We start from the raw sequence: 15,662 nt of genomic DNA, 5'->3' as shown, positions 1-15,662 counted from the left end.
TGTGGCGGTCGGGCGTGGTCGTCTTCGCGCTGAGGGATGCTGCTGACTGGTTCTTCCACGGAATCGGTCGCAGTTGCTCATCACCGACAACGCCAAGCCGATCTTCGGCCCGGCGAACCGGCCGCTGCCGCAGCTGCCGATCGAGGTGGACGAGGAGGGCTTCTTCGTGGCGAGGTCCGACTACACCGAAACCATCGGTCCCGACTTCTGGGAGCGGCCATGAAGCGCCGAAAGTTTCATGCGGCCGCGTTGCCGGCCAAAACCGCCGGAGCGGTGGACGACCGCTTCCAGGTGGCCACCCCGCTGCGCCAGCTGCTGAACAAGGTCTTCCCGGACCACTGGTCCTTCCTGCTCGGCGAGATCGCGCTCTTCTCGTTCATCGTCCTGCTGCTGACCGGTGTCTTCCTGACCTTCTTCTTCGAGCCGTCGATGAGCGAGGTGGTCTACGACGGCAGCTACGCCCCGCTGCGGGGCACCCCGATGTCGGCCGCGTACGCCTCCAGCCTGGACCTGTCGTTCGAGGTTCGGGGCGGGCTGATCATGCGGCAGATGCACCACTGGGCGGCGCTGCTGTTCATGGCCTCGATCGTGGTGCACATGCTGCGGGTCTTCTTCACCGGCGCGTTCCGCAAGCCGCGGGAGGCGAACTGGATCGTCGGCTCGCTGTTGTTCTGGGTCGGCTTCCTGGCCGGCTTCACCGGCTACTCGCTGCCGGACGACGGCCTCTCCGGCACCGGTCTGCGGATCGCCTCCGGCATCATCCTGTCGATCCCGGTGATCGGCTCCTGGGTCAGCTCGTCGATCTTCGGTGGCGAGTTCCCGGGCACCATCATCGTCAGCCGCCTCTTCATCGTCCACGTGCTGCTCATCCCGGCGCTGCTGGTGGCGCTGATCAGCGTCCACCTGGGCCTGCTGTTCAAGCAGAAGCACACCCAGTGGCCCGGCCCCGGCCGGACCAACGAGAACGTGGTCGGCGAGCGGTTCTTCCCGCGCTACGCGCTCAAGCAGGGCGGCTTCTTCATGGTTGTCTTCGGCGTGATCGCGCTGATGGGCGGCCTGTTCCAGATCAACCCGATCTGGTACTTCGGCCCGTACGAGGCGTGGGTGGTCTCGTTCGCCAGCCAGCCCGACTGGTACGTCATGTTCCTCGACGGCTCGACCCGACTCATGCCGGCATGGGAGATCTCCATCCCGATCGGCGACGGGTACGTCATCCCGCCGATCTTCTGGCCGACGGTCGTCCTGCCGGGCATCCTGATCGCGATCTCGCTGTTCTACCCGTTCCTGGAGGCGCGGCACCTCAAGGACTACCGGCACCACAACCTGCTCCAACGGCCCCGGGACGTTCCTGCCCGGACCGCCGCCGGCGCGATGGCCGTGGCGTTCTTCCTCGTGCTGACCATCTCCGGCGGCAACGACGTCATCGCCGACAAGTTCCACATCAGCTTGAACGCGATGACCTGGGCCGGCCGGATCGGCCTGCTGATCCTCCCGCCGCTGGCCTACTACGTCACCTACCGGCTCTGCCTGGGCCTGCAGCAGCACGACCGGGAGGTGCTGACCCACGGCGTGGAGACCGGCATCATCAGGCGGCTGCCCGACGGCCGGTTCGTCGAGGTCCACCAGCCGCTCACCCCGGTCGACGGGCACGACGGCCACGCCCCGGCCCTGGACTACGCCTGCTGGGCCGTCCCCAAGAAGATGAACCGGCTCGGCGCGCTCGGCCCGGCCATCCGGGGCTTCTTCTACCCGATCGAAAAGCCGGCCGAGCCACCGGTCTCGCCGGGTCACCCGCCGGTCGAACCCAGACCGGAGCGGGAGGAGATCACCAGCGGCGAGAGCCGCCGCTGACCCGCCCGACACACGTGACCCTGGCGCCCGCCGGATCTCCGGCGGGCGCCACGTCCGTTTTCCGGCGCCATCGTGGCCCGACGGCGAAGCTCCGTGCCCGCGTACGTCTTCGTGCCCACCGGCCCCGCTCCGGCCTCCCGCCGCCCCCTGACACGGACGCAGCGGCCCGGCGCAGGACCCCGCTCTCGGCGTCGGCCCGGTCGCCGCCGGCACGCCCCTCGGTCGTCGTGGTGAGGGCCGGGGATGTCCCACAGTCCACGGCGACATTCCGGCCAGGCGGGCACCACAATGACGACATGCTGAGCTACGTCCGCTGGTCTCGGCCGGAAGAGGATCGTTGGAGCTACGACGAACTCGACACCGATCGGTGGTCCCTGCGCCACGTTGAGCTGCGCGGCGATGGAGCGGTAGTGGCATCGGCGTCTCTTGCGGAAGTGCTGGCGGCACGCGACTTAGGCGGCGAGGGCGCTGTAGCGAACTACGAGAGGGCGATATGGCGTCGTACCTGAAGCGCCGTTCCCGCCGCCTGACGCCGACATCCAGCCTCTGCTGGAGACGTTGTCCGCCGGCGAGTTCGAGCAGCTATGGCGGCACGCTCGCAACCAGTTAAAACCAACCGGAAGAAGCTGACCTCTTCGGCGCCTCTCTCTAACAAGGGGTAGTCCCGCGTGAGGTGTCCGTGTCGCGGAGCAGGGGCCGGTAAACCACGTCGGCGAGCCGGCGTTTCAAGCAGCGCAGCGCTTCGCGGTGGCTCTTGCCGGTTTGTCGTTTGCCCTGGTAGTAGGCCCCTCCCGCAGTGTCGCCGCGGATTTGGGTGATGGCGATGACGTGCAGGGCACGGTTGAGTTGGCGATCTCCGGCCCGGGAGAGCCGGTGGCGCACCACGTCGCCGGTAGAGACTTCGATCGGGGCGACGCCGGCGAAGGACGCGAAGTGGGCTGAGAAGGCGAACCGGCTGACCGACCCGGTGCGGGCGAGGGCGATGGCGGCGACGATGTCGCCGACGCCGTAGAGGCGGGTCAGGGTGCTGCCGGACGCGGCGACGGCAGCGGTGATCGCATCGGCGGCGACGCTGATGCGCCGGTCGAGGCGTCGAATCTCGGCGACGAGGTCGACCGCGATCTGGCGGTGCGTGCGGGCCAGCAGCTCGCGGGGACGCACGGTTCGCAGCAGGGCCGCTGCGCCGTCGGCCGTGAGGTTGGCTGCGGCGCCGGCGGGCAGCAGCTGAGCGAGCAGGACGTGCAGCCGGTTGACGGTCTGGGTGCGGGTGCGCACCAGGTCCTCACGATGCTCGGTCAACGCCCGCAGCGCCGCTGTGCTCTGGTCTGCCCACACCGCACGAGCAAATCGGCGGGCGAAGCGGCGCAGTTGCCGGTAGCCGGGCCACGGGCATCGCAAAAACGAACCTGAACAAATGATATAGACGACGCCGAACGACGGCCCGCTGAACCAGTCAGGCCGCCGCGGCGAAGCGTGGATCAGAGCGAGCGGATATCCGACGCCTGCGGGCCCTTCGGGCCCTGGGTGATGTCGAACTCCACCCGCTGGTTCTCCGCCAGGCTGCGGAAGCCGCTCGCGGAGATCGCCGAGAAATGGGCGAAAACGTCGGCGCCGCCGCCGTCCTGGCTGATGAAGCCGAAGCCCTTGTCGCCGTTGAACCACTTCACGGTACCTGTAGCCATGTCTGCTCCTTCGCAGGCTGTTGGAGACCGCTCTGTGCGGACTCGCGCGCCACCGCGTTGATCACCCGCGCCGGAAACGACACGAAACGAAAAAAAGCACCTGGATGGGTTTTGGTTAACCCATCAGGCGCCGAAACGTCTACGGAAATCAAAACTGCAACCAGGCAACCATAACACAGAATTCGGCGCTCGCCGGCAGCCCCATGCGCGCGGCCTCCGTCACAGCACTGCACCGCGAGGCGCAACTTCGATCGCTGCGACGCCTCGGCCGTAGAGTACGACGAGCCGATTACCGTGTTTAGTGCGTAGCACTCCCGAATCCTGCGCCAGGGTCGAGACCACGTGTTCCACAAGCTCGTCCTCGTCGGAGACGTCCGGTTTGTCGTACGTGAGGTCCATGCGGTCGCCGCCGATAAGCCGGACGCGTAGCACGGTAGTTGCCATGTCGTAGAAGCTAGTCGAGTGGAGATGCCAGGTGCAGTGGCGCTGTCGCGGGCTCCTCGGTCGACTCGCGCAGCCGGATCTACCGACGTGCAACCGCTGCTGTAGTTCGCAGGTCGCCGACACAGGCGAGGCTCGGACGATGGACCACACCTGGGCGGACATGACAATGGACACGAGACGAGGTCGTATCGATCCTCGCCGAGAGGCAGCCACATTCATCGCTGGAAGCTCCCTGAGCTGGCAGCGGCACCAGTGCGTGTAGTGCGCGTAGAGTGGGTGGTGGATCAGTCCGTCAAGATCGTTGTCGGGCCAGCGCCTACCGGGCGCGCTGCCAGGTCTCAGCAGTGTCCACAGGACAACTTTGAGGTTTGAGGGCCGAGCGTTGGCAGACCATCCGATTGCCACCGACACTTCAGTGTGCTGACGGGCAACGCCGCGTCCGTTACAGGCGACGACCAGCGACGCCGTGAGGCAGACCATCATGGTCGGAGGCATGGCTGGCGTCCAGTGGCGGGTCATCCCTTCAGGCGGCCCTTCGGGAAACGTCTGCCTCAGGCACAACGACGCGTTGGCGTCCCGTCAGGGATCATGCCCGGATCATCAGCCGCTACCTTGCCAGCAACAATCAGCCAGTCCCGCCCAGCGCGGTACGACGAGGCCGTTGCGACACGGCTGCGGCAGGTGGGCGCCAATCCGGCTGGCCTGACCGAGCAACACCGACGCACAGGAGAAGGACATGACTTTCGTGTTAGCCCCGCCCGCGGTCTCTCCGTCACCATTGCGCGAGCCCGCCAAGACCCTCCGCGAAAGAGGGGCAGACAGCTTTCACGCCGCGCTCGCCGCAGTCTTGGCCACCGGGCTGGAGAATGCTCTTGAAGCAGGTGACCATCCGAGAGCGATCAGCTTCATCAACCGCGGCTTCGCAGAAGGAAGTCCGCAGCTGGGCTGCGACCTCCTCTGCCGGGCAATTGCGGTCGTCGGGACAGCCCGGACTTGGACCGTGCAGCTCGCGCCCCTGCGATCACCGTAGCTCACTGGATTGACGCAGCCCGCCGCGCTGCGAATCGCTGCTGCACGAGTACTACCCGGCCTTCCGCGACGCCTTCACCGACCGTACAGGCTTCCCAAACAGCGCGGATGCCCCGCACGGCGCGCTGGCGATTGGCGTATCAACAACATCGCGCAATCTGCGGCGAGCACCGATGTTGTCTGGGGACAGCGACTTCATCTGCTCCAACGACCGAGCCCCCACCCACGCATCGAAACGCTGACGTTGAGCCGATCAACACAACCGGCTTACCGGATCTACCGCGATCCGCGCCTGAAGCATCCGCTAGGCGATGACCGAGTGCAGTGGGTTGGGTCGGCACCAGTGGTGTGAAGGGCAGCCGCAGGGCGGCGGGCATCAACCCCGTAGCCCGCACCAACGTCATGAACATGTGCGGGACGTTCGCTCAGCTCAAGGCCCTCAATGACACATAGGGCGGTAGGTAAGCTGGAGCAGGACTACCTGCGCCGGTCATGCTGCGCGAGCGCGACAGCAACCACGCCAACCGGGTCGCGCCGCGGGTTGCACTCAGGCTTCGGCAGCAACGGCTCGATGCGCTGCCACAGCCCGTCCGGCACGATCCACGGCGGCTGCTCACCACGCCTCACGGCCCCGCATCATAGATCACCTTCTACAAAGGACGGAAGACCCAGAGATCATCTTGTTAGGACCTGTAAGAGACTTCCCGCAGGACCGATGTCCGGCCAGACTCGGTCCAGGCGCTCGGCGAGACGCTCCCACATTGCGACTGCCCACCGGTGTCATTGGTGTGGGTTACCTGTTGGGGCTGGCGGGCCGTGCGTCGGTCAGGATGGTCGACGGTGGCGGCTCGTGCAGCCGTTGCCGTAGCCGGGCGGCGTGGTGGGAGTCGGTCATCATGACAGCGGCGCTGGTGGCCGTCAGGATGATCAGCGCCCAGAGCGGCGGCAGTAGGCTGGTTACCGGCGCAAGGATCGCCACGAGCAGGATACCGGTGACCCGGATCCAGCGGAGCTCGCGCCGGATGCGCCACCAGAATGCCTGGTTGGCGAGGAGATAGGCGAGCACTCCCGCGAAGAGGGCGGCGTGCCACAGCGGGGCGCGTGCCGGTCCTGACGGGTCGCTGACCACCTCGAGGGTCTTTCGCAGGCCGAAGGCAACCAGCATCAACCCGACGATCATGGGCAGGTGCAGGTAGGTGTATGCGTCGCGGGCCAGCTCCGCTCGCTGGTTGCCGGTCCGGTCCTGCATGGCGCGCTCTCCGACGATCGCGTCCGTGTCGAAGTACGCCCACCAGAGTGCGGCCAGTAGGACCATGCTGGTGGCGATGGCGGCGATCACCGACCAGGAAATCGGGCGGCCAGCGACGGCCACCCCTGCCGAGATGACCGACTCCCCCAGTGCGATGAGGATGATCAGGGCGTACCGGTCGGTCCAATGCTTGGCCGAAATCACCCGCCAGAACCGCTGGACGACCAGGTAACCCCCGGCGAGGTCGGCGACGATGGCTGTCAGCCAGAGACTCGCCACGAGCTGGCTCAGCCCCTCGGGGGCATGCGACCGCGAGGATGCCAGCGCGGCGAGCACCAGCAGGACGAGCGCGGCCACCGTCGGAGCACCCGCGCGCAGCATCTGGGCATGTGATGCCCGGTCCACGCGGACGACCAGCCGGAGCGTGGTCAGGTGCAGCACGCGCAGCACGATGTAGCAAAGCACGACGATCATCGGGCCGGGCAGCCCGTCGGGTACCACGTCGAAGGCCTGTGGGATGGCGATACCGATCATCAGGGTCAGCGCGACGACCACCAGGACACTCAACCGCACGGGGATGGACTCGCGGCGAAGGACGTTCCCCACCTGGGTATTGAGGGACCAGGCGACCCAGAGCAGGGTGAGCACCGCCAAGGCCCGCGCGACCCCGATCCCGGTGGTGTGGCGGGTCATCAACACGGTGACCTGGATGAACGTGTAGACGACCACCAGATCGAGGAAGAGTTCCTTTGGTGTGACTCCGGTGGTGGTGGCCCGGACCGACGCCTTCGCCGCCTTCGCATGCAGCAGGTGATGCCGCCGGCGGAAGACGGTGAGATCGGCCAGGACCATGCTCGTGAGGATCGCGGCGAGCAGCCCCACCGCGCCCACCGGCGGCAGGCGGACCGCGACCGGAGCCAAGGCGGTCACCAGGACGATCCCCAGCAGCGGGCTTCGACCGAGCAAGCGAATGGTACGGCGCTCGAGGGCCACCAGACCGAGCAGGTAAACCAGGGCACCTCCGTAGAGGACGAGCGTGCTCAGCCGGTCCCACCGGTACGCGGTGGCGGGCTCGACGGAACTCAACGCGCGTTTGAGCCCCAGCGCGATCAGGACGAGGCCGACGATCATGACAACGTGCAGGACGCTGTACGCGTCCCGGCCCAGTCGTGACCTGCTGGCTGGCGGCTGGTGCTCCAGCGCCTGCTCGGCGGCGAATCCGGCGATGTCGAAGTAACGCCACCAGAGCACCGCCACGACGACGAGGCTCAGGGCGGAGCCTCCGATGACTGACCAGGTGATCGGTGGGTCGCCGATGAGGCCACGGGCAGTGCCGATCGAGATAATCGTCTCGCCAAGCGCGATAAGCATGACCAGCCGGTGCCGCTCGACCCAGTGCGGCACGGACACGATCCGCCAGGTGCCCGCGCCGATCGCGCCCACGCCGATGAAATCGACGACGGCGGCGGCGAAGAAGAGGGCCAGTCGAACGGACCCACCGTCGACGTCTGGAGGCAGGTGGCGAGGGAGCAGCGCACCGCACAGCAGCAGGACCGCGCCGCCGGAGAACGGCAACCATGCGCGTAGAAGGGGTCCTCGGGTCCCGCCCGAAATGGTGTAGGTCAATATCATTAGCGCGCTGAACTGGGCCAGCGGGAACGCGACGACGAAGATCAACGGCCCGAACAAGCCACCTGGCCGATCCTTGAAGATCACCGGTGCGGCGATCCCGATCAGCAGAATGGTCGCGGCCACCCCGAAGATGAGCGGCCGCATGGACCCCCGGTCCAACCTGACGACGTTGCCGAGCAAGGTGTACGCGCTCCAGCATCGCCAGAGCAACAAAACCACCAGCACGCCCTGGAACAGGCCCTCGATTCGGAAGTTCTCCGCCATGAGGTCCGTCACGCTCAGGAACGCGTACACGAACACCAGATCGAGGAACAACTCCAACCGGGTCACCCCGGCGCCCCCGGTGGATCGCTGAATGCCTCCGAGGAATCGCGCGCCCGCCTGCAGCGCCGACCGGCTCCTGGTCACTTGTCCCACTGTGCCATTCGGTCCGAGCCGGAGGGCGGGTTTCGTTGGCCGGCTGCAGGGTGGCCGGGATCGCGTCCGTCATGTACCTGCACAGACGTGCAACGCTCTCCCGCGTAGACGAGCAACATCAGGCCCGACTCGGACGGGAACTCCTGCCCTCGTAGGTCAGGTCCAGCTTCCCACGGCCGGGTAGCGCAGCTGATTCTTCGACCGCGTCGCCACGCCGGCCGAGGTCGAGCTGCTCCTGGCCGGGCTGCCCCGGCCAGTCCAGGACCTCGTACCGATGCTGCGCAAGCCGGCCGAGGCGTCCTTCGCGGCACTCGGCGCCGCCTGACCGACCACCCACCACCGAGCGCAGGCCCGTCCGTCGACGGTGAACGAGGAGCAATGACCGACGACTTCGGTTTCGTGGTCCGACGACGCGCAGCAGGTGATGGCTGGTGATCTGGTCACCGCCCTGGCCTACGGCACGCCGGCCGGCCGGGCACTGGTCATCGCCGTCTACCCGACCGGCCTCGTCGATCGGCCCGGCCGGATCGGCAACACCGCATCCCCGGCGTTCGGCCCGCAGGTGCGGTTCTTTTTACCCCGAGGAGGGAAACGACTACTACAACCCGATCAACTTCGACCCGTCACCGGCGATGGCCTCGTCGGCGGGATAGCGTCCCCTCGGCCCTCATCGCGGGCGCGCCGAGCCAGGCAGCGGAGGGGCTGCGGGTAGCAGCCCCTCCGTTGCATTCGTTGCCGGTTACCGGAGCTTGAACAATGCGTTCAGGCTTGACCCGTCACGTGTCGTGGCGCTGAGTGTGTAGCAGGCGCCGGGTGTGACGGGGGCCTTCCAGGTGTAGACGAATTGGCCGACGGTCGAGTCATATCTCAACGAGGTAGCACCAGTGGCGAGCACCTCGATTTCGTCGGCCTGTGCGCCGGTACTGCACGTGACCTGCTTGGCGTTCATCGTGACGAGCGCGGGGTCGGTCAGCTCGGTGGTGCCCGAGAAGGCCTCGAACTTCATGGGCACGGTGCTGCCGCCCTTGACCGTGTTGTACACCCCGTCCATGTCGACCGGGCTGTAGAAGCCCTTCAGCGTCCACGGCAGCACGGTGTACGACTGGACGGCGGTGCCCACGTTGCCCGCGGCGTCGGTCGCCGTGGCAAGGAGGATGTGCGTGCCGACGTCGTTGCTGTAGCCGCTGACGACGCAACCCGCCGGACCGGAGAGGGCGTCGCTCGCCGTGCACGTGGGGGCGGGCGGAACCGAGCCGAAGTACACCTCGCCGATCGCCGAGGAGAACTTCGCCGTCGGCGCGATGGTGTCGACCTTGGCCGTGGACTCCTTGGGCTCCTCGACGTTGCCGCTGGTGTCGGTCGAGCGGAACTCCACCCGGGTGGTGCCGTCCCGGTCGATCGTGACGGGCGTACCCGGGTAGGCCGTCCACTGACCGCCGTCGAGCCGGTACTGGGTGCTGGCCACGGCGAACGCGTCCTGCGCCTGGAGGGTGAAGGACGGGGCCGTCGTGTACCACCCGTTGTCGCCGTTCGGCTCCGCCGGTGACCAGGTCAGGGTCGTCGTCGGGGCCACCGTGTCCTTGCCCACGGTGAGGGTCAACGTGGTCCGCGTGGTGCCGGCCTCGCTGACGTAGTCGGGCAGGATCAGGTCACCGACGACGGTGTGGCGGCCGGGGGTCTTGACGATGTTCTCGTCGAAGTTCCAGTCGACGCCGATCGCCTGGTTGTCCCGGGAGCCGTCGTTGTACGAGACCGCCACCTTGTCGGGAAGGTAGGGCAGCTCGCCCACCTCGATGGTCTGTTCGAATGTTTCGGCACCCTGGATCGAGATGCCGCCCTGGGACATCTCGGGCCGCACGTAGATGCGGGCCTCGGCGATCAGGCCGTAGGCGTCGTTCGTGCCGTAGACCACGAACGGATCGACGTTGGGCTCCGCGACCATCTCGGGCGTGATCTCCTGCCACTTGAACCCGACCTTCCCGCGGGCGCCGCTGGCGTAGACCGCGTCGAGCTCACTCGGCAGGGTGGGCACCTGGCCCACGCCGGTCCGCATCAGCACCGGCGAACGCACCGAGTCGACCGTCTCGCCGTTGGCGCGCCAGCGCAGCACGCCGGTGCCCGCGCCGCTACCCATGACGCCCCAGATGCGGATGCGCAACCGGCTCGTCGTGATCGGTTCGAAGTCGAAGTGGTTGTAGGCGTTGATGGCCACCCCGTTGGCGTACGTCGAGCCCTTGGTGAGGGTAACGGGGGTCCAGGTGGTGCCGTCCGAGGAGGTCTCGACGGCGTAGGTCGTGGCGGTCGGTCGGCGGGTGCCGCCGTTGTCGTCGTACCAGTAGATGTCGGTGGACGACAGCCGCACCGGCGAGGTCCAGCTGTACTGGATCCACGCCTCCCGCGCGACGCTGGTGCCGTTCTGCGTCTGGCCCCAGTTGCCCCAGCCGTTGCCGGCGCCCGGGTTCGAGCTGCTCGGGTTGCTGGCTTCGTTGACTCGCTGGTGGTTCTCCCACGACGCGGTACCGCTGGTGGTGACCGTTGCCGAGGAGCCGAATTCCGCGGCGACCGCCCGCTTGGTGAGGGTCACCGCGACGGTTGCCTCCGACCGCTTGTCTCCGTCGTTGGCGACGAATCGGAACACGTAGTCACCGGCGACCGTGCCGGTCACCCGGGTCGCCAGCGCCTTCGGGTCGGCGAAGATCACGCCCGCACCCTGGGGCGCCGAGACGGTCTCCCAGCCGAAGCTGAGCTCGCTGTCGTAGGGGATTCCGTCGTCGGAGGCCGTGCCGACCAGACGGGTGGACAGGTTGCCGTCCGAGGAGCCGTCGCGCGTGGCGGTGACCACGGGTGCCTGGTTAGAGACGGGGGGCACCTCACGGCCGGAGTTGAACGCCTGGATCTCGGCGATCGCGGTGTAGAAGGTCGGGCTGTTCGTGAACGCGATGCGCACCTTGTTCGACGTCACGGTCTTGAAGAGCGCCTCGTTGAACTTGGCTGCCGGAACCGTCGGGTTCTTGTACTGGTTCGGCACCTCCTTCCATCCCCCGCTGCCGTCGGGTACCTGGACCCACCAGCGCGAGGGCTCGTGGTAGCCCCCGGCCTGACGGTCGCTGACGAAGGTCACCTTCACGTTGTCGAACGCCTTGGCCGATCCCAGATCGAGCTCGACGTACCCGTTCTTGTCGGTGGTTCCGTAGTTGCCCCAGTACGGCTCGTTGGCGGTGACACCGTCGGTCACGGCGGCCAGCGACACCGGCCGCTCGGTCTCCGCGATGGCGCCGGGGGTGTAGTTCATCGTGGTGGTGCTCCAGCCGGGCGTGTGGAACTGGCGCCACGGCGTCGGCCGTGCGCCCTGCTGGGTGTACGACGAGTGCAGGGTGGCGCCCGTCGCGAGGTTCGGCGCGTCCTCGGTGAGGTCGATGCCGGTCGTCTTGAGGTACTCGACGACGCGGTCGTCCTTGATGGCGGTGTCCACCGCGCTCGGGAAGTTGGTCCCGGCCGTCGCGGTGAAGGTGACGGTCAGGCCGTCCTCGGCCTGGACCTTGTTGGTGTTCGGGTCGTAGGTGAGCTTGCCGAGCTTGTCGGTGCTGACCTTCTTCTCGCCGTCCAGGAACAGGCTGTAGCCGGCGCCCAGACCGTACCTGCTGCCGTCGGGGTCCCAGACGATCGTGACGTCGTGCCCGTGGTAGCGCAGGTTGTTGGCCATGAAGTGGTCGTAGCCGAACTTGATCGGTGACAGTTCGATCTTGTCGTCGGAGCGGGGCTGGAGGCCCGCCATGTCCTCGACGAAGATGTAGTTCATGTTCCCGAGCATCACGTGGTTCGGGTTGTTGCGGTTGTAGGTCTTGGCGGTCGGGTTCCAGTTGGAGTAGTACTCGGCCTGGTTCGGGGCGCGCAGATCCGCGTTCGGGTAGATGCTCCAGGCCATCCAGTCCAGCAGCCGCTTGGCGTACGCCGGGGTGATGTACTTCTGCTCCGGGTCGTAGTGGCGCAGCGCCGAGCGAACGGCGCGGTACTGCACGGTGAAGTTGATGTTGGAGAAGTTGTTGGAGCCGCCGATCCCGTAGGCGGCGCGGTCGTACTGGTTGGCGGTGTAGAACGGGAAGATCGGGAAGTTGTCGCCGTAGGTCAGGAACCGGAACCCGTCGACGTAGTTCTGCCACTGGTCGAACGGGATGAGGTCCTCGGCGTAGACGTCGTAGAGGTTCGACTCCTTGGCGGGGATCAGGGCACGGGCCGACGCGGGCAGCGGGTTGGCCTTGCCGTTGGAGCTGGCCGCGCTGGTCGCGCCGTAGGACGTGCGGGCCAGGAACATCCGCATGTCGGGACTCCACAGCTGGCTGAGGACCGCGTCCCGGGTGCCGTTGGCTGCGGTGGCCATCTCGTCGACCTTGGCCTGCTCCGCGCCGGCGATCTGGTAGAGCTGCCGGGCAGCGTCGAGCGCGCCCCACACGTACGCCGACTCGGGGCGTTCGATCGTGCGTGCGCCGGGGGCGCCGGCATTGGCCTTCGGGAACCCGAACGAGATGGCGTCGGCGTCGTTGCCGGGCATGAAGTTGGTGTCGTAGGCGATGAGCTTGTTCTTGTTGCCGTCGTAGTGCTCGAGCTGGCCGACCCCGTCGCCCTCGAAGTAGTGGGCGAACTTGCTGGCGATCTCCTTGCCCCCGCCGTGCACGTTGTAGGCCTCGAGCCCGGCGGTGCCCATGTACTGCGAGTAGTGGTTGTTCCAGCTGGTGTGACCGGGGCTGTCGAGGAACGCCGAAGATCCGGACAGCTCGCCGATGTTGAGGAGCTGGCCGTACGGCAGGTATGGCGTACGCAGCCACTTGGTGTCCTGCAGGTGCATCGGCTGGGTCAGCGCGATGGCGTTCTGGTAGAGGTTCGACCCCTCGACGGTGGTGGGGTACTGGTAGGCGTAGCCGGGCGCGTTGGCGTCGAGGGTGTTGTATCGCTCGCCCCACCAGCGGTAGACGATGGCCTTCTCGAGGGCGGGGTCGGGGACGTCGATGTAGGGGATGTCCTCGGCCCAGCGGCGGTTGAACTCGGTGATGCCGGTGCGCACGGCCTGGGCCGGCGGCATCGCGGCGTACTCCTGGTAGCTCTCGACCGTCTTGGGCAGCGTGGCCGAGGAGACGGCGCCGACGACCGACAGCGACATCGAGCCGCCGGCGGGCACGGTGATCTGGCGGTCGAGGTTGGCGCCGCTACGGGTGAAGCCGGCGCCGGTGAGGTCGATCGTGACGGTGTTCCACGGCGTGTCGATGAGGCCGTTGTTGGCGCCACTGGTGATGGTGCGGGTGCCGATCAGTTCGGCTGCGCTGTCTCCGGCCTGGGTGGCCAGTGGCGAGGCGGCCCGGACGGTGAACGTCGCCGCCGAGCCACCAGGGTTGGTGAAGTCGATGGCCGTGACTGCGACGTTGTCGTAGGTGATGAACTTCGTCAGATCGGCGGTGACTCCCGTGGCGCCGATCGTGTAGCGGCCCTTGGCGTGGCTCGGCGCGTTGAACCGGTTCGCGCTGACCTCGGTGACGGTCTGCCCGGGCACGGTGACCGTGTACAGGTTGCCGAGGTTGTTGGGGCCGCCGACGTAGGTGCTGCCGGCGAAGCCCATGGTGGTGAAGTTGTTGTTGCTCGCGCCGCGCATGTACAGCGAGCGGCCCCTGGTCATCAGCACCGCCGACCCGAGGGTGCCCCGTACGCCCAGCACGCGGTCGAGGTAATAGTCGGTGCCGCCGGCCGCGAGATCCTTGTCGAATATCGACTGGTGCATGCTCTTCGCGGTGAACGGCACGCCGGGCGCGAGCTGCGCAGCAACCTCGCCGACATTGGTGTAGACCGGGTCCCCGATCTCCATGGCGTGGCTCTGTCCGTTGGTGTAGAGCCCGATGTCGCCCTCATTGCCCGGCAGGATCGGGGTGTCGGCGTGCGCCGCGGACGGCAGGCCGACCACCCCTCCCACCACTAGCGCGGCCACGGCCGACCAGACGGGCACTCTCCTTCTGCGTCTACTGATCATGCTCAATCTCCTTGGTGGCGGTGCGGTCCCGCGGGAGATGTCACCGGCCAGCCGACCGGTGGGGTCGAAAGCTGACATGCGCCACCTCCGGCTGGTTAGCGTGACCCCGGTCACTAGCGCCCACCCTGACCTACGAAAACCTTTTCGGCAAGATGTCGGGCCAGGTCAGTTCATGGCCGTTGTCCGGACCGCTGACGAACGACGCCCGAAAGGGTTTGAGGCGAGCCGGTGGGAACGCACCAAGGGCACCCGAGCCGGTCGAGCGACCCAGCCGAACGGGGGAAGGCTCAGCTCACTGGCGGGCCACCGTGGAGCCACGGATGACCAGGCGCGGCGCCTGGGTGTGCACGCCCTTGCCCAGCTCCTCGCCGTCCAGGGCGGCGAACACCCGCTGAGCCGCGGACCGGCCGAGCAACTGCAGATTGGGGTCGATGCTCGTCAGCTCCGGCCGGGAGTTGGTGACCATCTCGTCCCAGTTGTCGAACCCGATGACGGCGATGTCGCCCGGAACCTTCCGCCCCTGGTCACGCGCAGTGTCCAACGCTCCCCTGGCGATCTGGTCCGAGCCGCACAGGACGGCGTCGATGTCCGGGTACCGCTCGAGCAGCACCGCGGTCGCGTCACGACCCCAGCGCTCCGACCACTCCGAGTACATCACCTCGCCGACCAGTTCCAGCCCGGCGGCGTCGAGCGCCGCCAGGGCGCCGGTGACCCGGTCCTGCGCGGCCGCGTAGGAGGGGTCACCCGTCACGTGCGCGATGCGGCTCCGCCCGCAGCTGATCAGGTGCTCGACGGCGAGCCTCCCCGCCGCCACGTTGTCGGGGACGAGCGACAGGTCCTCCGGGTCGTCGGACGGGGCGTAGACGTACACGACGGGGACCGGGAGGTCGTGGCCGACCGAGGGACGCGAGTCGGTCCGGCTCCCCACCACGATCAGACCGTCGACCCGCCGGCTCAACAGCGCCTTGAGCTGGTGCTGCTCGCGGATCGTGTCCCCGCGCGCGTCACACAGGAAGACGTTCACGCGGCCCGCGCCGAAGGCGTCCTCGGCGCCCATGAGGATGGGGATGACGAACCGGCCCTGGAGGTCGCTGGTGAGCAGACCGACCGTTCCGGTGCGCCCCACCAGCAAGCCCTGCGCAAGCGTGTTGGGGACGAAGGACAGCTGCTCGGCCGCTTGGAGCACGCGCGCCCGGGTGCGTGCGGCGACCTGGCTGCGGCCATTGAGAGCTTTCGACGCGGTGGCCACGGAAACACCGGCCAGCCGTGCCACCTCCGTCAGGGTCACCGCCTTGCCGCCACGGACATGGTCCTTGCCAGCCATGCGCCCTCCTCCATCGTTCCG

The 15,662-nt window shown here is 67.5% G+C and carries 9 protein-coding genes and 1 pseudogene; 3 read left to right on the top strand and 7 right to left on the bottom strand.

Features of this window, described 5'->3' with window-relative positions; all coding sequences use genetic code 11:
- Positions 1–46: 46 nt before the first annotated feature.
- The 3 genes and pseudogenes from AB0F68_RS08200 to AB0F68_RS08190 form a co-directional block, all read left to right on the top strand.
- Positions 47–223: pseudogene (locus AB0F68_RS08200) on the top strand ((2Fe-2S)-binding protein); the annotation flags it as partial.
- Positions 220–1,851, top strand: a complete 1,632-nt coding sequence (locus AB0F68_RS08195; protein ID WP_357333809.1) for a cytochrome b N-terminal domain-containing protein — start codon at positions 220–222, stop codon at positions 1,849–1,851. The pseudogene AB0F68_RS08200 and the gene AB0F68_RS08195, both read left to right, overlap by 4 nt.
- A gap of 296 nt (positions 1,852–2,147) precedes the next feature.
- Positions 2,148–2,360 (top strand): hypothetical protein, encoded by a 213-nt coding sequence (locus tag AB0F68_RS08190; RefSeq protein ID WP_357333807.1) that lies wholly within the window; start codon positions 2,148–2,150, stop codon positions 2,358–2,360.
- 139 nt (positions 2,361–2,499) lie between these two features.
- On the opposite strand, the gene AB0F68_RS08185 is transcribed toward AB0F68_RS08190, so the two are convergent.
- From AB0F68_RS08185 to AB0F68_RS08155, 7 genes are all read right to left on the bottom strand, one after another.
- The gene (locus AB0F68_RS08185) at positions 2,500–3,186 is read right to left on the bottom strand and encodes a transposase (RefSeq protein ID WP_357333805.1); all 687 of its coding nucleotides are present in this window, start codon (positions 3,184–3,186) and stop codon (positions 2,500–2,502) included.
- Between the two features lie 143 nt (positions 3,187–3,329).
- A complete protein-coding gene (locus AB0F68_RS08180) occupies positions 3,330–3,533 on the bottom strand; it encodes a cold-shock protein (protein WP_357333802.1) in 204 nt (67 codons plus the stop codon).
- Between the two features lie 219 nt (positions 3,534–3,752).
- On the bottom strand, positions 3,753–3,977 hold the full coding sequence (locus AB0F68_RS08175; protein ID WP_357333800.1) for a hypothetical protein: 225 nt from the start codon (positions 3,975–3,977) through the stop codon (positions 3,753–3,755).
- A gap of 1,506 nt (positions 3,978–5,483) precedes the next feature.
- The gene (locus AB0F68_RS08170) at positions 5,484–5,633 is read right to left on the bottom strand and encodes a hypothetical protein (RefSeq protein WP_357333798.1); all 150 of its coding nucleotides are present in this window, start codon (positions 5,631–5,633) and stop codon (positions 5,484–5,486) included.
- 166 nt (positions 5,634–5,799) lie between these two features.
- Complete coding sequence (locus tag AB0F68_RS08165; RefSeq protein WP_357333796.1) at positions 5,800–8,295, bottom strand: low temperature requirement protein A; 2,496 nt, start codon at positions 8,293–8,295, stop codon at positions 5,800–5,802.
- A gap of 748 nt (positions 8,296–9,043) precedes the next feature.
- A complete protein-coding gene (locus tag AB0F68_RS08160; RefSeq protein ID WP_357333794.1) occupies positions 9,044–14,317 on the bottom strand; it encodes a PxKF domain-containing protein in 5,274 nt (1,757 codons plus the stop codon).
- Between the two features lie 292 nt (positions 14,318–14,609).
- Positions 14,610–15,641 (bottom strand): LacI family DNA-binding transcriptional regulator, encoded by a 1,032-nt coding sequence (locus tag AB0F68_RS08155; protein ID WP_357333792.1) that lies wholly within the window; start codon positions 15,639–15,641, stop codon positions 14,610–14,612.
- Positions 15,642–15,662 lie beyond the last annotated feature (21 nt).

Source organism: Micromonospora sp. NPDC023966 (assembly GCF_040639095.1).
Lineage (GTDB): Bacteria > Actinomycetota > Actinomycetes > Mycobacteriales > Micromonosporaceae > Micromonospora.
This window is presented reverse-complemented; position numbering and strand designations above follow the sequence as displayed.

Excerpts from the sequence above, each read along its gene's own strand:
- AB0F68_RS08195 (WP_357333809.1), top strand. The coding sequence starts at position 220 with ATGAAGCGCCGAAAGTTTCATGCGGCCGCGTTGCCGGCCAAAACCGCC.
- AB0F68_RS08190 (WP_357333807.1), top strand. The coding sequence starts at position 2,148 with ATGCTGAGCTACGTCCGCTGGTCTCGGCCGGAAGAGGATCGTTGGAGC.
- AB0F68_RS08180 (WP_357333802.1), bottom strand. The coding sequence starts at position 3,533 with ATGGCTACAGGTACCGTGAAGTGGTTCAACGGCGACAAGGGCTTCGGC.
- AB0F68_RS08175 (WP_357333800.1), bottom strand. The coding sequence starts at position 3,977 with ATGGCAACTACCGTGCTACGCGTCCGGCTTATCGGCGGCGACCGCATG.
- AB0F68_RS08160 (WP_357333794.1), bottom strand. The coding sequence starts at position 14,317 with ATGATCAGTAGACGCAGAAGGAGAGTGCCCGTCTGGTCGGCCGTGGCC.
- AB0F68_RS08155 (WP_357333792.1), bottom strand. The coding sequence starts at position 15,641 with ATGGCTGGCAAGGACCATGTCCGTGGCGGCAAGGCGGTGACCCTGACG.